At 43.2% G+C, this 25,834-nt stretch carries 29 protein-coding genes; 28 read left to right on the forward strand and 1 reads right to left on the reverse strand.

The annotated features are described in order from the left end of the window. Positions 1–11: 11 nt before the first annotated feature. The 9 genes from ACSQ2E_RS09575 (at position 12) to ACSQ2E_RS09615 (ending at position 7,091) form a co-directional block, all read left to right on the forward strand. Positions 12–1,271 carry a tetratricopeptide repeat protein gene (locus ACSQ2E_RS09575; protein ID WP_435990315.1) on the forward strand — a complete coding sequence of 420 codons (1,260 nt, stop codon included), beginning with the start codon at positions 12–14 and terminating at the stop codon, positions 1,269–1,271. A gap of 132 nt (positions 1,272–1,403) precedes the next feature. After that, positions 1,404–1,943, forward strand: coding sequence for a ReoY family proteolytic degradation factor (locus ACSQ2E_RS09580; RefSeq protein WP_435990316.1), 540 nt, complete (start codon positions 1,404–1,406; stop codon positions 1,941–1,943). 275 nt (positions 1,944–2,218) lie between these two features. Continuing rightward, the gene (locus ACSQ2E_RS09585; protein WP_435990317.1) at positions 2,219–2,683 is read left to right on the forward strand and encodes a YpiF family protein; all 465 of its coding nucleotides are present in this window, start codon (positions 2,219–2,221) and stop codon (positions 2,681–2,683) included. A 140-nt stretch (positions 2,684–2,823) separates the two neighbouring features. After that, on the forward strand, positions 2,824–3,333 hold the full coding sequence (locus tag ACSQ2E_RS09590; RefSeq protein ID WP_034758386.1) for a ubiquinol-cytochrome c reductase iron-sulfur subunit: 510 nt from the start codon (positions 2,824–2,826) through the stop codon (positions 3,331–3,333). Between the two features lie 13 nt (positions 3,334–3,346). After that, a complete protein-coding gene (gene qcrB / locus ACSQ2E_RS09595; protein WP_032087896.1) occupies positions 3,347–4,021 on the forward strand; it encodes a menaquinol-cytochrome c reductase cytochrome b subunit in 675 nt (224 codons plus the stop codon). 44 nt (positions 4,022–4,065) lie between these two features. Further along, the gene (locus tag ACSQ2E_RS09600; protein ID WP_435990318.1) at positions 4,066–4,836 is read left to right on the forward strand and encodes a c-type cytochrome; all 771 of its coding nucleotides are present in this window, start codon (positions 4,066–4,068) and stop codon (positions 4,834–4,836) included. A gap of 60 nt (positions 4,837–4,896) precedes the next feature. After that, positions 4,897–5,496, forward strand: coding sequence for a DUF1405 domain-containing protein (locus ACSQ2E_RS09605; protein WP_435990319.1), 600 nt, complete (start codon positions 4,897–4,899; stop codon positions 5,494–5,496). 62 nt (positions 5,497–5,558) lie between these two features. Further along, entirely contained in the window at positions 5,559–6,350 is a 792-nt protein-coding gene (gene ypjB / locus ACSQ2E_RS09610) for a sporulation protein YpjB (protein ID WP_435990320.1), read from the forward strand. 60 nt (positions 6,351–6,410) lie between these two features. After that, positions 6,411–7,091, forward strand: a complete 681-nt coding sequence (locus tag ACSQ2E_RS09615; RefSeq protein WP_435990321.1) for a zinc metallopeptidase — start codon at positions 6,411–6,413, stop codon at positions 7,089–7,091. Positions 7,092–7,163: 72 nt separating this feature from the next. On the opposite strand, the gene ACSQ2E_RS09620 is transcribed toward ACSQ2E_RS09615, so the two are convergent. Beyond that, on the reverse strand, positions 7,164–8,033 hold the full coding sequence (locus tag ACSQ2E_RS09620) for a YitT family protein (RefSeq protein ID WP_258261624.1): 870 nt from the start codon (positions 8,031–8,033) through the stop codon (positions 7,164–7,166). A gap of 101 nt (positions 8,034–8,134) precedes the next feature. On the opposite strand from ACSQ2E_RS09620, the gene ACSQ2E_RS09625 reads away from it, so the two are divergent. The 19 genes from ACSQ2E_RS09625 (at position 8,135) to ACSQ2E_RS09715 (ending at position 25,831) form a co-directional block, all read left to right on the forward strand. Further along, complete coding sequence (locus tag ACSQ2E_RS09625; RefSeq protein WP_435990322.1) at positions 8,135–8,548, forward strand: nucleotide pyrophosphohydrolase; 414 nt, start codon at positions 8,135–8,137, stop codon at positions 8,546–8,548. Further along, positions 8,535–9,305: a 4-hydroxy-tetrahydrodipicolinate reductase gene (dapB, locus tag ACSQ2E_RS09630; RefSeq protein WP_435990323.1), complete on the forward strand. Its 771-nt coding sequence runs from the start codon at positions 8,535–8,537 to the stop codon at positions 9,303–9,305. The genes ACSQ2E_RS09625 and dapB overlap by 14 nt, the downstream gene beginning before the upstream one ends. 12 nt (positions 9,306–9,317) lie before the next feature. Then, entirely contained in the window at positions 9,318–9,725 is a 408-nt protein-coding gene (gene mgsA / locus ACSQ2E_RS09635; protein ID WP_435990324.1) for a methylglyoxal synthase, read from the forward strand. 1 nt (position 9,726) lies between these two features. Continuing rightward, complete coding sequence (gene bshB1, locus ACSQ2E_RS09640; protein WP_435990325.1) at positions 9,727–10,428, forward strand: bacillithiol biosynthesis deacetylase BshB1; 702 nt, start codon at positions 9,727–9,729, stop codon at positions 10,426–10,428. A gap of 4 nt (positions 10,429–10,432) precedes the next feature. After that, positions 10,433–11,557 carry an N-acetyl-alpha-D-glucosaminyl L-malate synthase BshA gene (bshA, locus tag ACSQ2E_RS09645; RefSeq protein WP_435990326.1) on the forward strand — a complete coding sequence of 375 codons (1,125 nt, stop codon included), beginning with the start codon at positions 10,433–10,435 and terminating at the stop codon, positions 11,555–11,557. Between the two features lie 46 nt (positions 11,558–11,603). Continuing rightward, positions 11,604–12,797, forward strand: a complete 1,194-nt coding sequence (locus ACSQ2E_RS09650) for a CCA tRNA nucleotidyltransferase (protein ID WP_435990327.1) — start codon at positions 11,604–11,606, stop codon at positions 12,795–12,797. Then, on the forward strand, positions 12,782–13,765 hold the full coding sequence (locus ACSQ2E_RS09655) for a biotin--[acetyl-CoA-carboxylase] ligase (RefSeq protein WP_435990328.1): 984 nt from the start codon (positions 12,782–12,784) through the stop codon (positions 13,763–13,765). The genes ACSQ2E_RS09650 and ACSQ2E_RS09655 overlap by 16 nt, the downstream gene beginning before the upstream one ends. A gap of 275 nt (positions 13,766–14,040) precedes the next feature. Then, positions 14,041–14,880 (forward strand): 3-methyl-2-oxobutanoate hydroxymethyltransferase, encoded by an 840-nt coding sequence (gene panB, locus ACSQ2E_RS09660; RefSeq protein WP_435990329.1) that lies wholly within the window; start codon positions 14,041–14,043, stop codon positions 14,878–14,880. Next, positions 14,877–15,746 carry a pantoate--beta-alanine ligase gene (gene panC / locus ACSQ2E_RS09665; protein WP_435990330.1) on the forward strand — a complete coding sequence of 290 codons (870 nt, stop codon included), beginning with the start codon at positions 14,877–14,879 and terminating at the stop codon, positions 15,744–15,746. Before panB ends, panC begins: the two co-directional genes overlap by 4 nt. Continuing rightward, entirely contained in the window at positions 15,739–16,122 is a 384-nt protein-coding gene (gene panD / locus ACSQ2E_RS09670; RefSeq protein ID WP_435990331.1) for an aspartate 1-decarboxylase, read from the forward strand. Before panC ends, panD begins: the two co-directional genes overlap by 8 nt. Positions 16,123–16,230: 108 nt before the next feature. Beyond that, positions 16,231–19,020 carry an ATP-dependent DNA helicase DinG gene (gene dinG, locus ACSQ2E_RS09675; RefSeq protein WP_435990332.1) on the forward strand — a complete coding sequence of 930 codons (2,790 nt, stop codon included), beginning with the start codon at positions 16,231–16,233 and terminating at the stop codon, positions 19,018–19,020. Between the two features lie 77 nt (positions 19,021–19,097). Next, on the forward strand, positions 19,098–19,934 hold the full coding sequence (locus tag ACSQ2E_RS09680) for a hypothetical protein (RefSeq protein WP_435990333.1): 837 nt from the start codon (positions 19,098–19,100) through the stop codon (positions 19,932–19,934). A gap of 132 nt (positions 19,935–20,066) precedes the next feature. Next, positions 20,067–20,237 carry a YpmA family protein gene (locus tag ACSQ2E_RS09685; RefSeq protein ID WP_079533122.1) on the forward strand — a complete coding sequence of 57 codons (171 nt, stop codon included), beginning with the start codon at positions 20,067–20,069 and terminating at the stop codon, positions 20,235–20,237. 12 nt (positions 20,238–20,249) lie between these two features. Next, positions 20,250–20,726, forward strand: a complete 477-nt coding sequence (locus ACSQ2E_RS09690) for a cell wall elongation regulator TseB-like domain-containing protein (protein ID WP_435990334.1) — start codon at positions 20,250–20,252, stop codon at positions 20,724–20,726. An 18-nt stretch (positions 20,727–20,744) separates the two neighbouring features. Continuing rightward, positions 20,745–21,935, forward strand: coding sequence for a pyridoxal phosphate-dependent aminotransferase (locus tag ACSQ2E_RS09695; RefSeq protein ID WP_435990335.1), 1,191 nt, complete (start codon positions 20,745–20,747; stop codon positions 21,933–21,935). A gap of 144 nt (positions 21,936–22,079) precedes the next feature. Next, positions 22,080–23,372, forward strand: coding sequence for an asparagine--tRNA ligase (gene asnS, locus ACSQ2E_RS09700; protein ID WP_258261610.1), 1,293 nt, complete (start codon positions 22,080–22,082; stop codon positions 23,370–23,372). Positions 23,373–23,865: 493 nt separating this feature from the next. Beyond that, positions 23,866–24,576, forward strand: a complete 711-nt coding sequence (locus ACSQ2E_RS09705; RefSeq protein ID WP_435990336.1) for a DnaD domain-containing protein — start codon at positions 23,866–23,868, stop codon at positions 24,574–24,576. Between the two features lie 89 nt (positions 24,577–24,665). Beyond that, complete coding sequence (gene nth, locus ACSQ2E_RS09710; protein WP_435990337.1) at positions 24,666–25,322, forward strand: endonuclease III; 657 nt, start codon at positions 24,666–24,668, stop codon at positions 25,320–25,322. Then, the gene (locus ACSQ2E_RS09715) at positions 25,319–25,831 is read left to right on the forward strand and encodes a YpoC family protein (RefSeq protein WP_435990338.1); all 513 of its coding nucleotides are present in this window, start codon (positions 25,319–25,321) and stop codon (positions 25,829–25,831) included. Before nth ends, ACSQ2E_RS09715 begins: the two co-directional genes overlap by 4 nt. Positions 25,832–25,834: the final 3 nt, after the last annotated feature.

Consider the following 25,834-nt stretch of genomic DNA (forward strand, 5'->3'; position numbering starts at 1 on the left):
AGGGATTGACCATGTCATACGCTGAACAAATGTTATCATCTTTAAATGAAGGAAATTTAAAAGAAGCAAAGAAACAATATAATCAAGTGCTGAAATTTGGGAGTCATGAAGAAAAATTCAGTCTTGCCGAAGAATTACATCATCTGGGTTTTCTGGAGGAAGCAAAAGAGCTGTACGGGAATCTCCTTCAATATTATCCGGGTGAGGGTGAGCTTCTCATTGAACTGGCGGAAGTGCTGGTGGAGATGGATAAAGAAGAGGAAGCCATCGAGACGCTTGCAGAATTGGATGAGAAAGACCCCACCTATCCAAGGTCACTTCTTCTTTTAGCAGATCTATATCAAATGCAGGGTTTGTTTGAAGTAAGCGAACAAAAGCTTCTTCAAGCTAAGAGGTTATTGCCCGATGAACCTGTCATCGATTTCGGACTGGGGGAATTGTATTCTGAAACGGGCAGATTCCTGGAAGCGATCAGGCATTATCAGATCCTCATTGAAAAGGGGACGACTGAACTTGGAGGAACCAATGTCCACCAGAGATTGGCCGAGGCCTATAGTGTAGGAGGAGCATTCGAAGAAGCTTTGACCCATTATGAAAAAGCTCTTCAAGAACATCTGGAAATCAATACACTGTTCGGCTATGCCTTTACAGCCTATCAGGCAGGTTATTACGAAAAGGCGATTGAAAAATTCGTTTCCGTCAAGGAACTGGATCCTGAATATCATTCTGTCTATTTACTACTGGCGAAGTCGTATGAGCGTGAAGAAAAGCTTCAAGAGAGCCTGGAAGCCGTTCAGGCAGGTGTGAAGCAGGATGAATACAATAAAGAACTGAATGTATTCGGAGGCAAGATTTCATTGAAGATGGGCCATGAAAAAGCAGCGGAAGCGTTCCTTCGGGAAGCCTTGGCGCTTGACCCCGGTTATGTGGAGGCTGCCCTTATCATCAATAAATTGTTCTTTACACAGGACCGGTATGAAGATGTGCTGGAGATTGCCCAGATGCTGACGGTAGAAGGAGAAGAAGAGCCTCAGATCAACTGGGATCTGGCAAAAGCTTATGAAGGGCTTGAACAATATAATCATGCATTAAAACAATACCGTATTGCATATACTTACTTTAAGAATCATCAAGAGTTTTTACTAGAGTTCGGACAATTTCTAGTAGAAGAAGGACTCAGGGGTGAAGCAGTAGAAGTATATAAACACCTGATTGAAATGGATCCTTCAAATGACGAATGGCAGGACCTGATTGAAAGATTACAAGACTGATCAGTGACGGTGGGTCTAAGGGACTTGGACGTTAGGAAATGAATATGGCTAAGGGCTTATGAATGTGACCTAAACTTTATGATGAAAGAAAAACGGACCTTTTAAAAAGGATTCTGCAGAGGAGGGAAAACCATGACCACCCCTGTTTCTGTCAACGAGAAGAAAGAATTTATCCGCTGGTTTTTGAACCGATATCAATTAAAACGAAGAGAATGTGTGTGGATCTTAAATTATCTGATGAGTCATGACCAACTAATGAAAAAGGTTCACTTTGTCGAAGAATCCCAGTACTGTCCGAGAGGCTTGGTGATGTCCACCCATTGTGTCGAAGATGTTCCATTCCGGTTCTATAAAGAGAATATCATGACAACGGACGCAGAAAAGTCCTTTCATGATATCCGATTGAACAAGGATGAAGACATTTACATTCAGCTAAACTTCAGTAAGGCAAATTCCAGTTATCAATTTGCAGCCGTACTGGAAGAAAATCCGTTTATGCCGAAATACTTACTGATCAATGAAAAAGACAGAATGGTAGCTGAACGGTTTCTAGAGGACAGCCTGCAGACCTTCAGGAAGGACCGCTTGTTAAAGGCCATCGATTTAGCATTGGATACCGGTGACAAAAAGGCTTTCAATAAATTGACCAAAGAATTGAATAGCCTTACCTGATAAGTCGAATGAAGAGAAACGCCCTCTCTTCATTCGATTTTTTTATTGTCTTTTTTAGATAGTAAGATTAAGAATGGTGCATACTATGAACGAGGCTCTTTTCGTGTCCTGAGTGGTTTATCCCCATTAAGTATACCTATCCCGGGGAGTATTTCACCAGGGAGCACGTTTTATATGTAAAGCGCTTGTATAAAAAAGTGAAATCGCTTTATATGAGATGATATAAAGTGATAAGATGGGAAGTGGAAAATGAAAGAAAAAAGTGAGGGTTATATATGAATTGGAACGTAAAAGATATTGAAGTGTTCGAAGCCGAAAAAGCATATGTAGATACGGCTGTCATTCCCGTTGTCCCTGTTGATTTCGGGAAGGATATAAGAGTCTCAGCAGCACAATCAGAGTTTATCAATCTACTCACTCTGCACCTGGAAAGGCAATTCAAGGGTAGAATGATGATGATCCCTTCATTTACGTATAGGATGTCATCATCGGTGGATCGCGAGGTATCCGAATTATCCCAATGGGCAAGAGAATTAACCGTGAGCGGTGTGAAGCATGTCTTCTTTCTGACTTCAGACAGCGGGTGGAAAAAGGTCGAGGATAAACTCGGAGAAGGCTTGATATGGGTCCCATCCATTCCTCTTGAAAACCTGGACGAACAATATAAACATTCGATTATGGAAGATCAGGTAAAGCAGCTGTTAAATGTGATTGTACAAAAATGGCAAAAAAATTCATAAAAACTTCACATTGTTTCCATCTTTTAGATACGAGAGTTATTGACCTTGTATAGAGTTTAATATATCATAGTTATGTCCTAGTTTTATATTTGTGCGAAATATGTCCGACGGACTTACCTTACGATAGAGGGGGGAAAAGGATGAGCAAACATCGTGTATCTAGACGTCAATTCCTTAACTATACACTTACGGGTGTAGGCGGTTTCATGGCGGCGGGAATGTTAATGCCGATGGTTCGCTTTGCAGTGGATCCAGTGTTGAAAACGGAAGCTGCGGGAGATTTTAGAGCGACTAAGCAAAAGGTTTCAGAATTATCGAATGAACCAGTACGTGTCGATTTCTCATATGAGCAAAAAGATGCGTGGTACACATCAGAAGTTACACAAACCGCTTGGGTATATAAGAACAAAGAAGACAAAATCATTGCTCTTTCACCGGTTTGTAAGCACCTCGGTTGTACAGTTAACTGGAATGGGAATCCGGATCATAAAGAAATGTTCTATTGCCCATGTCATGGTGGAATGTATCACAAGAACGGTGAGAATGTACCAGGTACACCACCGACAGCACCGTTGGATTCATATCCGACAAAAGTAAAAGATGGAATTCTTTATCTTGGACAACCAGAACCAAATAAATTTGTTAAGTAAGGGGGCGTAATCTGTGCTGAACAAGATCTATGATTGGGTTGACGAGCGTTTAGACATTACGCCTTTGTGGCGCGATATCGCGGATCACGAAGTTCCTGAACATGTAAACCCTGCGCATCACTTTTCTGCGTTTGTTTACTGCTTCGGAGGATTGACATTCTTCGTAACCGTCATCCAAATTTTATCCGGAATGTTCTTAACGATGTACTATGTTCCAGATATTAAAAACGCTTGGGAATCTGTGTATTATCTGCAAAATGAAGTTGCATTTGGACAAATTGTCCGCGGAATGCATCACTGGGGAGCCAGTTTGGTTATCGTAATGATGTTCTTACATACACTACGCGTCTTCTTCCAAGGTGCATACAAAAAACCTCGTGAATTGAACTGGGTTGTTGGGGTTCTTATTTTCTTCGTTATGTTAGGGCTTGGTTTCACCGGCTATTTACTGCCTTGGGATATGAAAGCGCTATTCGCGACGAAAGTAGGTCTTGAAATAGCAGGGGCCACTCCATTTATCGGAGATCAGGTGAAAATGTTATTAGCGGGAGATGCTCACATCGTCGGGGCACAGACTCTGACTCGTTTCTTCGCTATTCACGTATTCTTCCTGCCTGCTGCTCTACTTGGTTTGATGGGAGCTCACTTCCTGATGATCCGTAAGCAAGGTATTTCCGGACCACTATAAGAAACAATTGTAAATGATTAACCTAATAAAAGGAGGGGGACACTATGCATCGAGGAAAAGGGATGAAGTTTGTAGGGGACTCCCGGGTTCCTGCAGACAAAAAGCCGAATATACCGAAAGACTATTCGGAGTTCCCTGGTAAAACAGAAGCTTTCTGGCCGAACTTCTTATTGAAGGAGTGGCTGGTAGGAGCTGTTTTCCTTATCGGTTATCTTTGTTTAACGGTTGCTCATCCATCACCGTTAGAACGTATAGCCGATCCGACAGATACTGGATATATTCCATTACCTGACTGGTATTTCTTATTCTTATACCAATTACTTAAGTACACATATGCATCTGGACCTTATAATGTTATCGGAGCGTTCGTCATTCCTGGAATCGCGTTTGGGGCACTTTTACTTGCACCATTCATAGATATAGGACCTGAACGCCGTCCAACAAAACGTCCTTTTGCAGTAGGATTCATGTTATTGGCACTTGCAGCTACGTACTTCCTGACTTGGGAATCCGTTGCGACCCATGACTGGGAAGCGGCTGAGGAACAAGGGAAGATCCGTGCTGAAGTGGATATCGATAAAGAATCTGAAGGATATAAGATTTTTTCTGATCAGAAGAATGGTTGTATTAACTGTCATGGTGAGAATTTGCAGGGTGGGGCGGGTCCTTCCTTAATCGGAACGGGTCTTGCACCTGAAGAAATTGCGAAGATCGCTAAAAACGGTAAACCACCGGGCATGCCTGCAGGTTTATTTAAAGGGACAGATGAAGAGTTGAAGAAACTCTCTGAATTCATTTCTGGTTTAGAAGAATAATATTGAAAAAGGGCCGGCTTCTGTCGGCCCTTTTTTTCTACTTGAAAGAGAGGTGCAAACATGCTCTGGATCATGACGATACTAAGAAATAAAACCTTTTTATGGTTGCTGCTATTAGTGAATGTATTCGGTACCATCTATGGATACATATGGTATATGTCACAGCTCCGAAATACTCCTCCCCAGTTTTTACTGTTTGTCCCGGATAGTCCGACAGCCAGTCTATTTTTTTGTTTCGTATTAATCGCGTTTATACTGAATCGTAATTGGCCGATTTTTGAAGTACTTGCCATCATCACCCTGTTTAAATACGGAGTTTGGGCAGTGATCATGAACCTGTTGACCCTCATGGTATCGGGTGATTTGCCTTGGGAAGGATATATGCTGATGGCTTCACACGCGGCAATGGCCGTGCAGGGTATCCTATATTCCTCGTTTTACCGGGTGAAGTTGTGGCATATTGCCGCAGGGGCTGTCTGGACCGTCCATAATGATATCATCGATTATGTTTACATGCAGTTTCCTGTATATTCAAGACTCTATATGTATATTCAGAATATCGGATATTTCACTTTCTGGCTCAGCATCATCTCCATCGCCATTGCGTATTATTTCACGCAGAAAACAAATCGTCTCTCTCTTGACTATAAGTTTGACTGATTTATGGTCTACTCTTGTCCACCCCTTCATACACTTTATTAGTAGTTTTAGGGGGGACAAGTATGAAATTAATCCAATTTTTTATCACGCTTTTCTTATTTCTCATTTTAGTACCTCACCCATTAATCGCTGTAGAATCTCCGTCTCCAATCAACGAGCTCGATGATATATCAGATCAGGCTTTACAGATGACAAAGGCAGGCAGGTATGAAGAAGCCAAGCATCTATTAGTTTATTTCTCCGAAGAATTTGCCTCTTTGAGTGTCCAACAGTCCTTCTCGATGGATGAGCTTAGAATTCTTACCATTTCACATAATCTTGCATTGGAAAGTATCAACCATTCCTCCCTTGCTCTTGAGCAAAAGGTGAATGCCGTTACGAAGTTCCGACTGGTGATGGATGCATTAAACAGTCAGCATCAGCCTTTATGGGTTGAAATGGAAGACCCGATCATGGAAGCCTTTAATGGTGTAAAGGTTGCAGCGGAAAACGGAAATGTTGATGAATACCAAACGACATTGAATGTGTTTTTATCAAAATATAATATCATTCAACCGAGTATTAAATTGGATATTCCAGTTGAGCGGGCTCAATCACTGGATGCAAGGATCACTTACTTGGATCACTATCGTCAGGATGTGTTGGAAGGGGAACAAACGATGAGTGAGCTGACGGCTTTGGAAACGGATCTACAAAAACTATTCGAGAACATGACAGAGGATGAAGCGGATCCTTCCCTTTGGTGGGTCATCATTTCGACGGGCAGTATCATTGTATCTACATTATCTTATGTAGGTTGGAGAAAATATAAGGGACAGGATGAAGTGAAAAAGTCCGAACGTCAAAAAAATTGACAGTACGAGGATGGCGCTATAAAATTTAGGTAATCTATACATCTGGAGGTTTTAGCGATAATGGCAGGATTTTTGATTTACTTTTTACTGATTGCTCTTATTCCAATAGGAGCACAGATGCGTGTAAAGAGTACGTTTAAGAAATATTCAAAAGTGGCTACGACTTCGGGTATGACCGGCAGGGAAATGGCCAGAAGGATTCTTGATGAAAATGGTTTGCACAATGTAAAAGTTGTGGAAGGCAGAGGGTTTCTGAGTGATCACTATAATCCGATGACGAAAACCGTAGCGTTATCACCTGATAACTACCACGGGCACTCGGTCGCCGGGGCGGCAGTGGCTGCGCATGAAGTAGGACACGCCATACAGGACGCTGAAAGCTATGCATTTCTAAGATTCCGCCATGCTCTTGTACCGGTAGCGAATATCGGTTCTAATATGTCCTGGATCTTCTTGATGATCGGCATTTTCACTCAATTAACCGGTATGTTCCTGCTTGGGATCATTTTAATGGCCGCAGGGGTTGTGTTCCAATTGATCACGCTTCCTGTTGAGTTCAATGCATCATCGAGGGCGATGAATCAAATCGTTTCCATTGGCTTGATCCGCAATGAAGAAGAGCGTCATGCCAGAAAAGTGCTGAACGCAGCAGCAATGACGTATGTAGCCGCTGCAGCAGTGGCCATCATTGAACTGATAAGACTGGTACTTATTTTCACCGGGATGAATGGTGACGATTAAGAATACAATAAAGCAGCCGGACTCGGAGGATCCTCCGAGTCCGGCTGCTTTTGGTTTGACGTACGATTCCCTCTAGTCCAGTATAGGGTTTTTATCTGCATCGAGTGTGAATCCTTCGCCGAGAACGTCATGGACCACGGTGACGGATACGAAGGCGTGAGGATCAACGCTTGTAATGATGTTTTTCAGTCTGACGATTTCATTTTTCCCGACTACGCAGTAAAGAACTTCCCGCTCTTGTTTCGTAAACGAGCCGTGGCCGCGTAATACGGTCACTCCCCGGTCCATTTTCTCATTGATGACAGTGGCGATTTCTTCATTGCGTTCTGAAATGATCATGGCCCCCCTGGCAGAGTAAGCCCCTTCCTGCATGAAATCGATGACCCTTGCAGCCACAAAAACAGCTACCAGCGTGTACATCGCTTCCCGGTATTCCAAATACGTAATGAGTGAGACGCCGATGACGACGGCATCAAACATGAACATCGTCTTTCCCATGCTCCACCCTATGTATTTGTGGGCAAGTCGGGCGATGATATCCACCCCGCCTGTCGTACCTCCGTATCTGAAAATGATCCCCAGTCCTATTCCAATGAAAACACCCGCAAATAAGGCCGCGAGAAAAAGATCCCCTTCGAGGTTGATGGTCATTTGATACCGTTGAAAAATCCATAGAAATACGGATAGAGCTACAGTCCCGATCACAGTATAATAGAAAGCTTTCTTCCCGAGGAGCTTCCATCCCAGGAAGAATAGGGGTATATTTAAGGCAAGGTTGGAGTACGACGGATCAATATCAAATAAGAAATAAAGGATGAGCGTTATTCCCGTGAATCCACCTTCAGCCAGTTTATTTTGGATATTAAAATGTACGAGTCCAAAAGCAAATATAGCCGACCCTAATAAGATGAACAATATATTTTTAATGCGTAATCCCAACATCTGTGTTTCCCTCCTTTTATAGTATTATCTAAGTTGACAGAGACATTATATAAGAAGAAAAACAAACTGGCAACGAAGACTTTCAAAATCAAACGTAATATTTGTCAAACGGGAAGGATTTAGCTAACATGATAGGAGATAATGAAGGAGTGAGACTTCTTATGGATAAAAATAAAACGATGAATCAATTACAAAAAGAAGTGGACCAATACATAAGTCAATTCAAAGAGGGTTATTTCAGTCCATTGGCGATGGTAGCGCGTCTTACCGAGGAGCTTGGTGAATTAGCGAGAGAAGTAAATCATTACCATGGTGAAAAACCAAAGAAACATACAGAAAAAGAAAACACGATTGAGGAAGAGCTGGGGGATCTGTTGTTTGTCGTTATCTGTTTGGCCAACTCCCTGGATATCAGCCTTGAAGAAGCCCACAATACAGTAATGCATAAGTTTAATACAAGAGATAAAGATCGATGGACCAGAATCGAAAGTGGGGATGAAGGTGGAGCAAATTAACATCACGATTGCAGGACCGAGAGGAAGAATGGGGAAGGAAGCTGTTCAATTGGTGAAGGACACCGAGCATTTTACTCTTATTAGCGTAATCGATCACAAGAAGGAAGCGGATCTGGATGTGCCGGTGTATTCAGATATAGAGGCATGCTTTCAAGATGGGGCGCCTCATGTGTTGATTGACTTGACGACGCCTGAAGTCGGGTATCATCATACGAAAACGGCCCTGGAATATGGGGTCAGACCGGTTGTCGGGACAACGGGTTTTTCTGCAGATGAACTGGAAGAATTGAGGGAACTGGCAGAATCCAAGTCACTTGGATGCATCATTGCTCCCAATTTTGCGATTGGAGCCGTGCTCATGATGAAATTCTCTCAGATGGCTGCAAAATATTTCGATGATATTGAAATTATTGAACTGCATCATGATCAAAAATTGGATGCACCATCCGGTACGGCCGTGAAAACGGCAGAAATGATCAGGGAAGTAAGGCAATCGAAGGAGCAGGGGCATCCTGATGAGAAGGAAACACATAGCGGTGCCAGGGGAGCGAATGTAGATGGGATGCATATTCACAGTGTACGCCTCCCAGGACTCATCGCACATCAACAGGTAATGTTAGGAGCAGAGGGACAAACATTGACGATACGCCATGATTCCTTTAACAGAGGAAGTTTCATGTCGGGAGTGAAGGTTTCTGTGGACACGGTCATGAAACTGGACACATTAGTGTATGGACTTGAAAATATATTAGACTAAAGGGTGAGTGTTATGAATATTGCGCTGATTGCTCATGATAAGAAAAAAGATGATCTTATTCGTTTCGTGCTTGCATACAAGTCAATCATAGAGAAACACTCCCTCTTTGCCACGGGGACAACGGGAAAAAGAATCGGAGAAGAAACGGGTTTATCCGTCCATCGATTCCGTTCAGGCCCTTTGGGAGGAGACCAGGAAATAGGTTCTTACATCGCCAATAATAAAATGGACCTTATCCTTTTCTTCCGGGATCCCCTGACCGCACAGCCCCACGAACCTGACGTGACGGCCCTGATCAGGCTTTGTGATGTGTATTCAGTACCGCTCGCGACCAATATGGGTACTGCTGAAGTGCTGGTAAGAGGTCTTGACAGAGGGGATATTGCGTGGCGGAGTGTAGTGAAGGAAAAGGAGGAGTAATGTGGACCAACAAATAGACATCCTTGCGTTTGGAGCACATGCAGACGATGTGGAAATCGGTATGGGAGGGACCCTGGCGAAATATGCTGCTGAGGGAAAGAATATTGTCATCTGCGATATTACAGAGGCAGAGCTGTCTTCCAATGGGACGGTTTCTTTGCGAAAAGAGGAAGCGCTTAGGGCAGCAGACATATTAGGGGCATGTAAGAGAGTGACCCTCGATATACCCGACCGGGGAATATACATAACGGACGAACACATTGAGAAAGTCGTCAACTTGATTAGAACGTATAAACCGAAAGCAATATTTGCTCCCTATGACCAAGATCGCCATCCTGATCATGGAAATGTTTCCCGACTGGTGAAAGAGGCATTTTTCTCTGCGGGAATCCGGAAGTTTCATTCCGAAACCCCGGTCCATAAAACGCCTCACCTCTATTTCTATATGATCAACGGTTTTCATAAACCTCAATTTGTTGTGGATATCGAGCCGTATATGCAAGCAAAGATTGCGAGCCTTCGAGCATATGGAAGCCAATTCTCTAAAGGATCCGACGGAGTGTCGACTCCTTTAACAGACGGATATATCGAAGCGGTTGAAGCAAGGGAGAGAATGATGGGGAAAGATGCGGGACTCCGCTATGCAGAAGGATTCTTTTCCTATAACACCCTTATCTTGCATCATGATTTGTTAGGAGATTAAGTGTATGAAGAAGTTGAAGATAGGAATTACCTGCTATCCGACGGTCGGAGGATCAGGAGTAGTGGCAACCGAGCTCGGGAAATTACTGGCTGAGAAAGGCCATGAAATACATTTTATTACCTCGAGCATTCCGTTCAGATTGAACAAAATGTATCACAATATTTATTTTCATCAAGTAGAAGTGAGTCAATATTCAGTGTTTCAATATCCTCCTTATGATCTTGCATTGGCGAATAAGATGGCGGAAATCACGGAACGGGAAAGCCTGGATATCCTGCATGTGCATTATGCGATTCCCCATGCTGTCTGTGCCATATTGGGGAAACAAATGTCCGGGAAAGACGTGAAGATCGTCACCACCTTACACGGAACGGATATTACGGTTCTTGGGTACGATCCATCTCTGACAGGGGCCATTCGCTTCGGTATTGAAAAGTCGGATGTCGTGACGGCGGTTTCTTCCGCTTTAGTAAAACAAACCCATGATTTGATCCAGCCTGATAAAGAGATCCAAACGGTTTATAATTTTATTGATGAGAGGGTATACAGGGAAGTGGATTCCAGTCATCTAAGAAAAGAATATGGAATCAAGGATCATGAAAAAGTCATCATCCATGTATCAAACTTCCGTGGTGTGAAAAGGGTGACCGATGTAGTCGCTTCCTTCAACCTCATCCAGAAGGAAATTCCATCCAAGCTTCTCCTTGTAGGGGACGGACCTGAAATGACACTCATATGCAAGCAGGTAAAGGAGCTTGGATTAGAAGATCGTGTTTTATTCCTTGGAAAACAGGATAATCTGGAAGAACTTTATTCGATCAGTGATATCAAACTATTACTTTCAGAAAAAGAGAGCTTCGGTTTAGTCGCACTCGAAGCGATGGCTTGTGGTGTTCCAAGCATCGGCACGAATGTAGGCGGTATCCCTGAAGTGATCGAAGATGGATACAACGGATTTATCTGTGAAATCGGAAACGTCAAACAAATTGCCGGGAAGGCATTGCAATTGATGAAGGACGAGAAGCTCCACATGGAATTATCGAAGAATGCCCTCCAAACGGCACGGACGAAATTTCACTCGAGCAAAATAGTCGAACAGTATGAACAAATCTATAAGAATCTTTTGTGAACTGTCAGGGATCCTTTAGTCGATTCAAGTAAAGCAGGTGTTAAGAATGTTACCAACCATATTCCAACAAGCTGTTCCCATATTGAAAAAGCTTGAAAAGGCAGGGTTTGAAGCTTATTTCGTTGGAGGATCTGTCCGGGATCACTTACTTGGCAGAACGATCAATGACGTAGATATCGCCACTTCTGCCTACCCGGAAGAGGTAAAAGCAATCTTCCATAGAACGATTGATCTCGGTATTGAACATGGGACGGTCCTCGTTTTGGAAGAGGGCAGAGAATATGAAATCACCACGTTTAGGAGCGAGTCTTCCTATACGGATTATAGAAGGCCAGATAAGGTAGAATTTATCCGTTCACTAGACGGGGACTTGAAGCGCCGGGATTTCACCATGAACAGCATGGCCATGAACTGCGATGGCACTATCATGGATCCTTATCATGGTAAAGAAGACATACATAATAGGTTGATACGGACCGTAGGCTCACCGGAAATGAGGTTTACTGAGGATGCCTTGCGCATGATGAGGGCAGTCCGGTTTGTCAGTCAGCTCGGCTTCAGTCTCGAATCATCTACATTAATCAGCTTAAGGGAGCACTCGAGACTTCTGGAGCATATAGCAGTTGAACGAAAAACAATGGAATTCGAGAAAATACTGGCTGGCCTATGGAAGCAAAAAGGGCTGAAGCTCCTTGTGGACACCCATTTGTACAAGGAGCTTCCCTATCTAGGTGGATACGGTGCACAACTCAAAGCGTTAGCAGACCTCCCTGGTTTGGACACATTAAATAAAGATCAAGCCTGGCTTCTCTTACTGACTTATATAGGGGAGGTAGATGTGCAGGGCTTTCTGAAAGGGTGGAGACTTCCTTCCAAAATGATCAGGGTCCGTTCCAAAGAACTCGATATTTTAAAGGAAAGGAAAACTGGATGGACAAAGACATTATTATATCGTGCCGGTCTCGAAGTAGCACTTAATGTTGAAAAAGTATACGGATGCTTGGAACCTTCATCAGACTTTTCGGTGGAAAGAGTAATGGAGCAATATCGCAACCTCGCAATCTCGTCCAGGCAAGAACTAGATGTAACAGGTACGGACTTAATGGCATGGGCTGACCAAAAGGGTGGTCCATGGGTGAAAGAACGATTGCTTGAAATTGAATCAGCTATCATTAATGAGACAATCCCCAATGATAAAGAAGAGATAAGGAGGTGGCTCACAGAATGCAATCGACTATAAGAAAAAAAGTCCTTCAAGCGCTATTCGAATCGGATCAGGAATTTTTATCCGGACAAGCCCTTGCTGATATAGCGGGTTGTTCGCGTACTGCAATCTGGAAACATATCGAAGAGCTTCGTAAAGAAGGTTTTGTATTGGAAGCGGTAAGGAAAAAAGGATACCGGATCATAGAGACGCCTGATAGTGTCACAGAAAGTAAAATACGTTTAGGCTTACAAACCCTGACGCTAGGGACCTCGATCCATTATGAAGAATCTGTTCCAAGCACACAGAGGATCGCTCATACCCTTGCAAGTAATGGAGCGGAAGAAGGTACATTGGTGATTGCAGACGAACAGACTGCCGGAAGAGGCAGATTGATGAGGGAGTGGCACTCCTCGAAAGGTACCGGTATTTGGATGAGCTTAATCTTAAAGCCGCACCTTCCACCTCAAAAAGCCCCACAATTCACACTTATAGCTGCCGTGGCCGTGGTCCAGGCGATCGAGGAGGTTACCGGCCTCCATCCACAGATCAAATGGCCAAACGACATACTCATTGAGGGGAAAAAGGTGACGGGCATCCTGACAGAACTTCAGGCTGAATCGGATAAAATTAATTCCATCATTATCGGGATAGGGATGAATGTCAACCAGACGAAAGACCATTTCCCCGATGAGATTCAAAAGATTGCAACGTCGCTATCCATCGAAGAAGGCAGAACCTTATCAAGATCTGTCATTGTTCAAGGATTACTGGAACGGATAGAGGCGTTGTATTCACTTTACATGAAAGAAGGATTCACACCAATCAAGCTTTTATGGGAAAGCTATGCCATCAGTATCGGGAAGAAGATCCGGGCAAGAACCATCAATGGAACCATTGAAGGCAGAGCGCTCGGAATCACGGATGAAGGCGTACTGAAGATCGAAGACGCAGGCGGGACGGTCCATCAGATCTACTCCGCCGATATTGAAGTAAATGTTTGAACTTGCAGCGGGATGGAAATCTGTGTAGCCATCCCGTTCTTTTATGGTATAATCCAATTGGGCAGTATCCTTGGAACTGCACCTGATAGAAACGTACATTTGATTTTCAATACTATTTCTGCCTTGATCCATTGTGGACTGGGACAGAGGGTCGAAACAATGATATAAAACACTCATGATCCTTCTGTCATTTTTTTCAGGAGGTTTTTTTATTTTCGTCATGAAAGTGCTTTCATTCCGTTTCGTCACCTCTGACTGAAAAGAAGGAGGATAACATGAAACAAACAACAGATTTTCATAATATGAAGATTGAAAAAGAAAAGATTGCCATGGTTACAGCTTATGATTATCCAAGTGCGAAAGTAGCCGAGGAAGCGGGTATCGATGTCATTCTGGTGGGGGACAGCTTGGGCATGGTCGTTTTAGGATATGACTCTACGGTACCTGTGACGGTATTCGATATGATTCATCATACGAAGGCCGTAAAAAGAGGGGCATCGAATACGTTTATCGTGACAGATATGCCGTTTATGTCGTATCACCTATCGAGGGAAGAAACCCTTAAAACGGCGGCGGACATCCTTCAACAGGGAGGGGCCCATGCCGTAAAGGTCGAAGGAGGCGCCCACGTCATCGATCGAATAAGGGACCTTACAAGTGCGGGAATTCCCGTGGTGGCCCATTTAGGATTGACTCCTCAATCCGTTGGGATACTTGGAGGATATAAAGTTCAGGGGAAGACAGCAGACACAGCAAAGAAATTGATCCAAGATAGTATAAAATGTGAAGAGGCAGGTGCCTTCGCCCTGGTACTTGAATGTGTACCGAAGCAAATCGCAAAGGAGATATCAGAAGCCTTAACGATTCCGACGATCGGCATCGGTGCCGGAGTTAACACCGACGGTCAGGTTTTAGTGTTCCATGACCTTGTGACGTATGGTGTGAACCGCGTCCCTAAGTTTGTCAAACAATATGGGAATGCATCAGACGTCATGCATGACAGCCTAAAGAGCTATATTGATGAAGTAAAGGGTAAGAGCTTTCCGACAGATGAACATTCCTTTACTATGCGGGATGAGGAACTTCATTCTCTTTATGGCGGGATGAACAAATGAACGTCATAACAAAGATAAGTGATTTGAGACTGAGTATAGAATCGTTGAAAAAAACGGGGAAGACGATTGGATTCGTTCCTACAATGGGATTTCTTCATGAAGGGCATTTGACCCTGGCGAAAGAAGCAAGAAGTCAAAATGAAATCGTCGTGATGAGTATTTTTGTGAACCCCCTGCAGTTCGGGCCAAATGAAGACTTTGACCGCTATCCCCGTGATGTGGAAAGGGATACGGAGTTAGCAAGGACGTCAGGGGTGGATATCCTTTTCATTCCTGAAGTGGCTGACATGTACAGGGGGAGTCAGTCAGTGACTATGAGGGTGAAAGAGCGTGTAGATGTACTGTGCGGCCGGAAGAGGGAAGGTCATTTTGATGGAGTTGTGACCGTCCTGACGAAATTGTTTCATCTTGTGCAGCCTACCAGGGCCTACTTTGGCCAGAAGGATGCCCAACAAGTCGCAGTGGTAGAAGGCTTGGTGAGCGATTATTTCTTTCCTGTTGAAATCATCCGTGTCCCGACCGTTCGGGAAGAGGATGGACTGGCGAAGAGTTCGAGAAATGTCTATCTGTCTGAAGAGGAAAGACAAGTTGCCCCTTTCCTATATAGAAGTTTGAAAGAAGCGGCTAAAAGTATTGAAGACGGAGAGAGGACTCCGTCTGTCATTACGGGGAGGATTTCTAAAATCATTCAAGCAAACACTTCTGGTACCATTGATTATGTGGAAGTGTATTCATACCCGGAGCTTGAGGAACTGAAGCAGCTGGAAGATGACATCATCATAGCTATAGCTGTTCAATTCCAACAAGCCAGATTAATAGATAATATAATCATCAATGTACAACCGGAGGAGGATTCACATGTTTAGAACGATGATGAGTGGAAAAATCCATAGAGCGACTGTAACCGAAGCAAACCTTGAGTATGTCGGGAGCATTACCATCGATCAGGATATTCTGGATGCTGTCGGAATGATGGCTAATGAAAAGGTTCAGATTGTCAATAACAATAACGGTGCACGCCTGGAAACCTATATCATACCGGGTGAAAGAGGGAGCGGCGTCATCTGTCTGAACGGGGCGGCAGCAAGACTCGTGCAAAAAGGAGATATTGTCATCATCATATCGTATAAACTGGTTGCTGAGGAAATGGTTCATAACCATATCCCGAAAGTGGCGATCATGGGAGAGAATAACAGGGTGATCGATATGATCGGAACAGAACCGGAAGCGACAATACTATAATAAATGGGCAAGTCTTCTAATTTGGGAATAGGAGACTTGCTTTTTTGTTTGTGGTACACTTATTTAGAAAATCATAAGAGTAGGATCTATATAAAGGCAGTGAATAACATGTACCCATTTAAATTGGTTGTCATAGACTTGGAAACAACAGGAAATTCCCCTAAAAAGGGAGAAAAAATCATTCAACTATCAGCGGTAATAATAGAAGGCGGGAAAATCATCGATCAATTTACATCCTTCGTATCTCCGGGAAAACCCATTCCTGCATTTATAGAGGAGTTAACCGGGATCAATGATGACATGGTGAAGGACGCGCCGTCCTTTCATGAAATTGCACCGAAAATCCTGGAAATATTGGATCATGGTATCTTTGTCGCTCACAACGTCCAATTTGATCTTTCATTTCTTCAGGCAGAACTGGAAGAAGCAGGGTATAATCCATTTAAGGGACCTGCCTTTGATACAGTGGAACTTGCAAAGGTAGCTTTACCATCGGCGGACAGCTTTAAACTGACGGAGCTATCCAATACATTGAATTTGAGCCATGTCAGGCCGCATCAGGCAGACAGTGATGCTTATGTGACAGCTGAAATCCTTCTTTATTTTATCGAAGAACTTTCAAAGCTGCCCCTGGTCACACTTGAAAAACTTCATAAACTCTCGAATCACTTGAAGAGTGATCTTGATTTGTTATTTGACAGCATCGTGACAAAGAAACAAAAACATGCAGAGGATCTCTCAGAAGAACTGGAGGTATACCGGGGTCTTGCCCTTCGTAAGAGAACCCGCTTGCTGACAACCGATGAAGAGATCGATTTTAACACACCCGATATAGAAGGACACCTGGCGCAACATGTTCCTTTCTATGAAAAAAGAGAGCAGCAAATGGAAATGATGAAAGAAATAGGACATGCCTTTGATGAATCACAGCATGTGGTCATCGAAGCTGGTACTGGTGTTGGAAAGTCACTGGGTTACTTGTGGCCAGCTGTTCTGTTTGCCAAACGTACTCACGAAAAAGTCGTCATCAGTACATATACCATTCAATTACAAGAGCAACTGCTTCATAAAGAAATTAAATTATTGGAGAAAATCAGTCCAACCCCATTCAGGACGGTTCTCTTGAAGGGGAAGAATCATTACATAAATCTGTTTAAATTCGAACAGTCCTTGAGGGAAGATGAGTCCCAGTACGATGTGATCTTGACAAAGATGCAGATTCTTGTATGGCTGACACGGACCGAGACCGGGGATATGGATGAATTGAACCTCACTTCCGGGGGGCAGTTGTTTTGGAATCGATTAAAACACGACGGCTGGCACCTCACCCAAACAAAAGATCCCTGGGTGGGAAAGGATTTCTATCTTGCTGCAAGAAAGAATGCCCAGGAAGCAGATATCATCATCACAAACCATTCGATGCTTTTAACCGATATGGTGAGGGAGAGCAGCATGCTTCCTCCCTACGATTATTTAGTGATCGATGAGGCCCATCATTTGGAAAAATCAGCACGACAGCATCTGGGGGTAATCATGGATTATCTCTCCATTAAGTTCAGCACGTCACAATTAGGGATGTTGGATCATAAACAACTGTTTTACCGGCTGGATCAACTTCTTTCGAATCACTCAGTGGATTTGATTACCCATCCCTTTGAATTGGATAAGATCATCGGTCAGTTTTATATGGATCTGGAAGAAGCCTTTTCCGTATTGACAAATGTATTCTATAAAAAGGCTAAAAAGAGAACGGGGATCCAGAAGATCCAGCTGCGCATTACCGATGAAATGAAAAACAGCAGTTATTGGCAACCTGTCATTATGTCAATGGAACGCGTGATTTCAGGAATGAAGCATATTGAAAGGGAGTTTCAGCGGGTGCTGGATACCATCAAGGAAAAGAAAATCAAACTCCTTGATAAAGAGAAGGCATTAATTGAAGAATTTTATAGCTTTTTGGTGGATTTGACAGAATTGAGAACGAATTTTCAGACAGTGTTTCTAAAAGACATGAACAACCATGTTCTCTGGCTTGATGGAGACACAAGGTCACTGCCGAACAGCCTGACCATCCAGGCTCAGCCGATCACAGTCGACGGGAATCTTCAGAGTGAGATTTTCGGCAAGAAGAAAAGTGTGGTGTTGACATCTGCCACGTTGACCGTCAGCGGATCATTTCATTATTTCTTGAATGAAATCGGACTTACAGACAATGTGAAAAAGTTGCAGCTAACTTCCCCCTTCGACTATCGTGAGGTCTCAAGGCTATTCGTTCCGACGGATGTACCTGAAATTCAACAGGTTCAAAACGAGGAATATATTGAGGCGATCAGCTCCCATTTGATAGGGGTCGCCCAGGCGACAAAAGGGCGAATGCTCATATTATTCACGTCCTACGATATGCTGAGGAAAACATATGAGCTCATGAAAGACAGTGGCTTATTGGAAGAATATGTGTTAATGGCACAGGGTATCACATCAGGTAGCCGCACCCGGTTGACCAAGAATTTCCAACGTTTCGATAAGGCGATATTATTTGGGACGAGCAGTTTCTGGGAAGGGGTGGACATTCCGGGGGAGGACCTGTCCTGCCTTGCCATGGTGAGACTGCCGTTTTCCCCGCCCGATGAGCCGGTCAATCAGGCGAAATCGGATATCCTGAAAGCCAATGGGAAGAACCCGTTTTCTTCCCATTCCTTACCTGAAGCCATCATTCGCTTCAAGCAAGGGGTAGGAAGGCTGATCAGAAGAAGCAGTGATCGGGGTATCGTGATTGTGTATGACCGGAGAATCAAGACAACAAAGTATGGTAAAGCATTCTTACAGTCGATTCCATCAATGGAAGTCAAAGAAGGCGATCTATTTGATCTGGTTTCCTGGATTGAAGATTGGCTCTGAAATCCTTTGAAACTTCAGTGATAAAATCTCCCCTTTAACACAATCTAAAGGGTAGAGGTGAAACTGGAGGATTGTAAATGAAAGTGATACTAATGGCCATGCTGTCTTTTCTCCTGATGACGTCAGAGGCCTTTGGAATGAAAGTTCCCAAGGTGGATCTACATGTGTCCCAAGAGGAATATGCGATTAGTTTCCTCCCTGTTCAAAAAGGGGAGGTCGCTGTCCTTCACCTGGCATCTGGCAATCATTATTTGATCAATACAGGAACATATAAGGACCGAAGACAACTTTATTATTATTTCAATCAAATTCATATAGACAACATCAAGGGTTTGATCATTACGGAGAAGAGTGAAGTGGATGGAAGAATGATTGCTGAACTGGTTGAAAAGTTCGGCATTGAAGAAATCGTGGCAGGGAAATCCCTCGAACCATTTATGCCGAAACAAGTCTCGCGATTCATTCATACCATACAAGAGGACCAGACCTTTGCATTCTCTGATGAATTAACCATGAGGGCTGTGCACGAAGGAAATGAAAAGAGTGAAGGATTGGACTTTTCCATCACCTTTTTTCAGTATCGCTTTCTTTGGATGAGTTCTCAATCATCACATGCTGAAGGGGTATTACTCAAGAAACCATTGGAAAATGTTAACATCGTTAAACTGCCTGTCCCTGCCAAAACAGAAGGCATGTCTCCCAAGCTTCTTAAGCATGTTGACCCACAAACCGCCATTCTTTATCGTTCTAAAGAAAGGTTCCTGAATAGTGAAATGCTTGAAGCTATCAACGAAGCATGGATCGATCTTTACTTAACGGGTCAACACGGGTTGATAGCTGTAAAAATTAACAGGAGAAACTACGAGGTGCTCACGTTTGATCAGGAAGATGGAGTATTCAAGGAGGGAGGCTGACAGTTCAGCCTTCCATGTGTGATTTCATCATCGTTTTTATGATATCCCCCTACCAAGGCAGCCTCTTATGTTGTTATAATATGTTTAGAGTTTTTTACTTGAAATAGGATAGTAGTTAAAAGGAGGAGCAATATGGAAAGTCGAATTGAAGTTCTTTCCACAGTCCGTATCGAATATACGGATAACTTATATAAAGTGGTTGATACATTGAATAGAACGTTAAAAAAAGATGATTATATGTTTGGTTTAGCACTAGATCCGGAAGATCAGAATCAAGCAGTATTAACAATTTATCGTACATAAAGAGTGATTGTAATGAAAAAATGGATAACCATCATCGTACTATTGTTCATCGTCATTGGAATATCGGCCTCCGTCCTACTGTATCAAGTTTCCCGGAACCCTCTCGATCATCAGAGAGACCTTGCCCTCAAGCGGGTAAAAGACGAAACTGCCATCGTGAAAGTGGAGGACACGAGCTTTTATAATGGCTCAAAATCCTATGTAGTGGTAACGGGTGAAAACGAACAGAAGGAAAAGCTGGTCGCATGGGTTCCCGATAAGAAAGGGAAAATTATTGAGAAAAAATGGGCAAATGGCATTACAAAAGATCAGGCGATCAATAAACTAAATGATGAAAAGAAACCGAAAGAATTATTATCGGTCCGTCTAGGGTATGAATCTGTCGGTCCGGTATGGGAAATGACCTACTTAGATCAACAAGACAATTTAAATTATTATTATCTGCTGTTTTCTTCAGGGGAATGGTGGAGAAAAATTGAAAATTTATGATCAGGGGGAACACGACAAATGAAATTCACATTAGCTGATAGAGTCAGTGCATTAACACCATCCACGACGTTAGCGATCACGGCTAAAGCGAAGGAAATGAAGTCACAGGGAATCGATGTCATCGGTTTGGGTGCCGGAGAACCGGATTTTAATACACCGGAACATATCATCAAGGCTGCCTATGAGTCCATGACGGAAGGTCATACGAAATATACTCCGTCCGGTGGGATGGCCAAACTGAAAGAAGCGATCATCCATAAGTTTGAAACCGATCAGCACCTGACATACAAACCATCAGAGATCATCGTGACAAGTGGGGCAAAGCATGCTCTATATACATTATTTCAAGTTCTATTAAATGAAGGGGATGAAGTCATCATCCCCACACCATACTGGGTCAGCTATCCTGAACAAGTGAAGCTTGCCGGTGGTACTCCTGTTATAGTTGAAGGAAAAGAAGAGAATGAGTACAAAATCACTCCACAACAACTGGAAGAGTCGGTCACTTCGAAAACGAAAGCAGTCATTCTCAACACACCAAGTAACCCTACAGGTATGCTGTATTCCCGTGAAGAGCTTCAGGGCATCGGGGAAGTTTGCTTGGAAAAGGGAATCATGATCGTGTCAGATGAAATTTATGAGAAGTTGGTTTATGGTGGGAACACCCATACTTCCATCGCAGAATTGTCCCCGGAATTGAAAGATCAAACCATCGTGATCAACGGAGTCTCTAAATCACATTCCATGACAGGTTGGAGAATCGGGTATGCAGCAGGAGACGAATTGGTCATCAAAGCGATGACCAATCTTGCCAGCCATTCGACTTCCAACCCTACCACGACCTCACAGTACGGGACCGTTGCAGCTTATATGGGGGATCAGAAGCCTGTAGAGGATATGAGAGAGGCATTCGAAGATCGCTTAAACATTGTGTTTGATAAATTGAACCGTATTCCAGGGTACCATTGCTTGAAGCCTCAAGGTGCTTTCTATCTGTTTCCGAATGTGTCAGAAGCCGCAAAGAAAACAGGCTATAACACTGTTGATGAATTTACTAAAGCCCTACTGGAAGAGGCGAAGGTAGCCGTCATCCCGGGTTCAGGTTTCGGGTCAGACAACAATATCCGTCTTTCATATGCCACAAGTCTTGATGCCCTTGAAGAAGCAATCGAGCGCATGCATGAATTTGTTGTCAATAAAAGCAAGTAGTACAGGGGACCCGCAGACCGTATGCCGGTCTGCTTTTTCCTTAAAATCATCTCGTTTTGCTCTATCTGTTGCGACGGGATAATGGTAAATGTATAATAAATAACGATACATAAGCGTCTTAGTTTTTTTGGAGGGAAAAAAATCGTGAAAACTACTATATCTCAAGTAAGTAAGTTCGTTGGTGAAGAAGTAACCATCGGGGCGTGGCTTGCCAACAAACGTTCAAGTGGGAAAATTGCCTTTCTACAGCTTCGTGACGGTACTGGATTCATTCAAGGTGTTGTCGTTAAAAGTGAAGTGGAAGAAGAAGTCTTTCAAAAAGCAAAATCATTGACTCAAGAAACGTCTCTATATGTAACAGGAACGGTTTCTGAAGATTCCCGTTCACCGTTCGGATACGAACTACAAGTGAAGAGCGTGGAAGTGATCCACGAAGCCGTGGATTATCCAATCACACCGAAGGAGCATGGAACAGAATTCCTGATGGACCACCGCCACCTTTGGCTTCGTTCCCGCAAACAGCATGCCGTGATGAAAGTGCGGAACGAAATCATCCGTGCTACATATGAATTCTTCAATCAAGAAGGATTCGTCAAGGTGGATCCACCGATCCTCACTGGTAGTGCACCGGAAGGAACGACTGAATTATTTGCTACTAAATATTTTGAAGAAGACGCATACCTTTCCCAAAGCGGACAGCTTTATATGGAAGCTGCAGCCATGGCACTAGGGAAAGTATTCTCATTCGGTCCAACATTCAGGGCGGAGAAGTCAAAGACCCGTCGTCATCTAATCGAATTCTGGATGATCGAGCCTGAAATGGCATTTTATGACTTCAAGGATAACCTGGAAGTACAGGAGCAGTATGTTTCTTATATCGTCCAATCCGTACTGGATAACTGTAAGCTTGAATTAGATCGCCTCGGAAGAGACCTGTCTAAACTTGAGCAGATCAAAGCTCCGTTCCCGCGCATCACGTATGACGATGCCCTGAAATTATTGCATGAAAAAGGCTTTGATGATATCGAGTGGGGAGATGACTTTGGCGCTCCGCACGAAACAGCCATTGCTGAAAGTTACGATAAGCCTGTGTTCATCACACACTATCCGACTTCACTAAAACCTTTCTATATGCAGCCGGATCCGGATCGTGATGATGTGGTATTATGTGCTGACTTAATCGCTCCAGAAGGGTATGGAGAGATTATCGGCGGTTCAGAACGTATCCATGATGCAGAGCTGATGAAAGCGCGCATTGAAGAGCATGAACTGGCTACAGACGCATACAAGTGGTACCTGGAATTAAGAGAATATGGATCTGTTCCTCATTCGGGCTTCGGTCTTGGACTTGAAAGAACAGTAGCCTGGATCAGCGGAGTAGAACACGTAAGGGAAACCATCCCATTCCCACGCCTACTAAACCGTCTGTATCCTTAATTATCTAAACATAGAGCTGGCTGGATTGCTTAAGAGCATTCAAGCCGGTTCTTTTCTTTTGTTACTGTCGTTAGGATCTTAATTTAGAGCATATGGGCTTTGGCTAATGTGAGAACCACTGCTCCATTTGATTTCAAATTCTTATAACATCCTGGTTTTTGAATTTGAAATTCTGTGCAAATGGATCTTTTTTAGGTATGTTTATAATTTGACAGTCAGTATGTAGAAGCACAGAGTGGATTGAAGCGGAAGGCACTTGACTCCTGCGGGAAATTGAGGAAAGGTCGAGACCCCGCAGGGCAAAGCCCGAGGAGGCTCGACTTCCTCCCCGCGGAAAGCAAGTGCCTGGAGCGGAAAGGAACGGTCGACGGTTTACACTAAACTTGGAAATAAATGAATCATGAGATCTTTTGTTTTTCCAACTTTCTTCTAATCCATAACCATGTCCACATATATTGAATCATGATATACTAATGAGTGAGGTGTACTGAATATGGATTATAAACAATTAATGGTGTCCTGGATCGAAGAGGGGACACTGAACATCCCGCAATTATTATTATCAAATTACCATACACTCGGTTTAAATGAATCAGAGTTTGTCCTGCTTTTGCATATTTACGGCCACTTGGAAAAAGGAAACTATTTTCCGACACCGGAAGAGCTTTCAAGGCCAATGAGCATTTCCAGTGAATTTTGCTCATCCTTATTACGAAGGCTCATTCAACAACGATTTTTATCGATTGAAGAAGGTTCATCAGCAGAAGGAATTCTATTTGAGAAGTATTCTCTCATTCCTCTATGGGAAAAGATGGCGGAATTCGTCATCCAGGATTCGAAAATGAAACAAATGCAGCAATCGATGGAAGAAGAAGCGGATATCTATACGACATTCGAACAAGAATTCGGCCGTCCTCTTTCTCCATTGGAATGTGAGACCCTGGCCATGTGGCTGGATCAGGATGATCACAATGCCATTATCATTAAAGCAGCATTGAGGGAAGCGGTCATTTCAGGGAAGCTCAACTTCAGATACATCGATCGGATTCTTTTTGAATGGAAGAAAAATGGTGTGAAAACCATTGAAGATGCACGAAACCAAAGTCAGCGCTTCCGGTCTCACCAAAAACCGGCAGCTTCGAATGAATCAGCTTCTTCTTCAAAACGAAAATCAGTACCATTCTATAATTGGCTTGAGCAATAAAACAATGAAAGGGGACTGACTCTCACATTTTAAGGGTTGGTCTCTTTTTTTGATGCAAATCTTTCTTTGGGTTGGAGGTAGCAGGATACATGTTAAATAAAAAACAGATACACATTTGTCTCGATGAAATGAGGAAGATGTTCCCCGATGCACATTGTGAACTCCGTCATGAGAATCCTTTCGAACTCGTCATAGCAGTCCTTCTATCGGCGCAGTGTACGGATGTCCTTGTGAATAAAGTGACAAAAAGTTTATTTGAAAAGTATAAAAGACCTGAGGACTATCTGGAGGTCACGTTGGAAGAACTTCAACAGGATATACGCTCTATCGGTCTCTATCGAAATAAAGCTAAAAATATCCGCAAATTATGTGAAATCCTCCTTACTGAGTATGGGGGAGACGTGCCGGATAGACATGAAGAATTAGTGAAGCTTCCCGGGGTGGGCAGAAAGACGGCAAACGTCGTGGTTTCCGTTGCCTTTGGAGAACCGGCCTTAGCAGTCGATACCCATGTTGAACGCGTTAGTAAAAGATTGGGGATCTGCAGGTGGAAAGACAGCGTATTGGAAGTGGAAAAAACGTTAATGAAAAAAATTCCGAGAGAAGAGTGGTCCGAAACCCATCACCGGATGATTTTCTTCGGTAGGTATCACTGCAAATCACAATCTCCTCAATGCGAGGTTTGTCCCTTGGTGGACCTGTGCAGGGAAGGTCAAAAAAGATTGAAGAAAAAGGGCAGCATATGAGTGGCAGCGTCTTTAACATCCCGATAAAATTGAGAGATCCATTTTTCTATTCCGATGATAGAGTAAAGATCGATGAGTCTCATATGGAACCTTGTGAACCATTTTTTGCATATGAAATCCTTTATTACAATGGGAGGGGGGCAGATTCGCTGCCCTGGCTGGTTCAAGGGGCATGGATGAAAGACATCCTCATGGAGTGGAAAAAAGAAGAGGACTATCTTAAAGGGCTATTCAAAAGCCGCTCTAAAGGCATAGTAGAGTGGATGAGAAAAAGCATCTGTAGGTTTTATGTGCTTTTGTATTGGAGCAATAAGCATCCGGTTAATTTGAATCATTGGCAGTCATCAATTGACCACTTTTCCTTAAAGCCTGTTAATGTCATTGAACGTTTAACCTTCATCAGAAATAATCCGGCACTCTATCATTCATTTATTCAGCTGTCACAGCTTTTTGAAGAACAACATAAGCAATATGCCAAGTATCAGGCGCTTAAATCAACCAACAAATAAATA

It is taken from the genome of Rossellomorea sp. LjRoot5 (assembly GCF_964253455.1).
GTDB lineage: Bacteria > Bacillota > Bacilli > Bacillales > Bacillaceae_B > Rossellomorea.

Coding starts and splice junctions, on each gene's coding strand:
- ACSQ2E_RS09650 (WP_435990327.1), top strand. CDS start 11,604: ATGTTACCAACCATATTCCAACAAGCTGTTCCCATATTGAAAAAGCTT.
- ACSQ2E_RS09585 (WP_435990317.1), top strand. CDS start 2,219: ATGAATTGGAACGTAAAAGATATTGAAGTGTTCGAAGCCGAAAAAGCA.
- ACSQ2E_RS09705 (WP_435990336.1), top strand. CDS start 23,866: ATGGATTATAAACAATTAATGGTGTCCTGGATCGAAGAGGGGACACTG.
- ACSQ2E_RS09615 (WP_435990321.1), top strand. CDS start 6,411: ATGGCAGGATTTTTGATTTACTTTTTACTGATTGCTCTTATTCCAATA.
- ACSQ2E_RS09680 (WP_435990333.1), top strand. CDS start 19,098: ATGAAAGTGATACTAATGGCCATGCTGTCTTTTCTCCTGATGACGTCA.
- ypjB (WP_435990320.1), top strand. CDS start 5,559: ATGAAATTAATCCAATTTTTTATCACGCTTTTCTTATTTCTCATTTTA.
- dinG (WP_435990332.1), top strand. CDS start 16,231: ATGTACCCATTTAAATTGGTTGTCATAGACTTGGAAACAACAGGAAAT.
- ACSQ2E_RS09685 (WP_079533122.1), top strand. CDS start 20,067: ATGGAAAGTCGAATTGAAGTTCTTTCCACAGTCCGTATCGAATATACG.
- ACSQ2E_RS09580 (WP_435990316.1), top strand. CDS start 1,404: ATGACCACCCCTGTTTCTGTCAACGAGAAGAAAGAATTTATCCGCTGG.
- ACSQ2E_RS09575 (WP_435990315.1), top strand. CDS start 12: ATGTCATACGCTGAACAAATGTTATCATCTTTAAATGAAGGAAATTTA.
- ACSQ2E_RS09695 (WP_435990335.1), top strand. CDS start 20,745: ATGAAATTCACATTAGCTGATAGAGTCAGTGCATTAACACCATCCACG.
- nth (WP_435990337.1), top strand. CDS start 24,666: ATGTTAAATAAAAAACAGATACACATTTGTCTCGATGAAATGAGGAAG.
- ACSQ2E_RS09605 (WP_435990319.1), top strand. CDS start 4,897: ATGCTCTGGATCATGACGATACTAAGAAATAAAACCTTTTTATGGTTG.
- panB (WP_435990329.1), top strand. CDS start 14,041: ATGAAACAAACAACAGATTTTCATAATATGAAGATTGAAAAAGAAAAG.
- ACSQ2E_RS09600 (WP_435990318.1), top strand. CDS start 4,066: ATGCATCGAGGAAAAGGGATGAAGTTTGTAGGGGACTCCCGGGTTCCT.
- panC (WP_435990330.1), top strand. CDS start 14,877: ATGAACGTCATAACAAAGATAAGTGATTTGAGACTGAGTATAGAATCG.
- mgsA (WP_435990324.1), top strand. CDS start 9,318: ATGAATATTGCGCTGATTGCTCATGATAAGAAAAAAGATGATCTTATT.
- ACSQ2E_RS09690 (WP_435990334.1), top strand. CDS start 20,250: ATGAAAAAATGGATAACCATCATCGTACTATTGTTCATCGTCATTGGA.
- ACSQ2E_RS09655 (WP_435990328.1), top strand. CDS start 12,782: ATGCAATCGACTATAAGAAAAAAAGTCCTTCAAGCGCTATTCGAATCG.
- ACSQ2E_RS09620 (WP_258261624.1), bottom strand. CDS start 8,033: ATGTTGGGATTACGCATTAAAAATATATTGTTCATCTTATTAGGGTCG.
- bshA (WP_435990326.1), top strand. CDS start 10,433: ATGAAGAAGTTGAAGATAGGAATTACCTGCTATCCGACGGTCGGAGGA.
- panD (WP_435990331.1), top strand. CDS start 15,739: ATGTTTAGAACGATGATGAGTGGAAAAATCCATAGAGCGACTGTAACC.
- ACSQ2E_RS09715 (WP_435990338.1), top strand. CDS start 25,319: ATGAGTGGCAGCGTCTTTAACATCCCGATAAAATTGAGAGATCCATTT.
- ACSQ2E_RS09590 (WP_034758386.1), top strand. CDS start 2,824: ATGAGCAAACATCGTGTATCTAGACGTCAATTCCTTAACTATACACTT.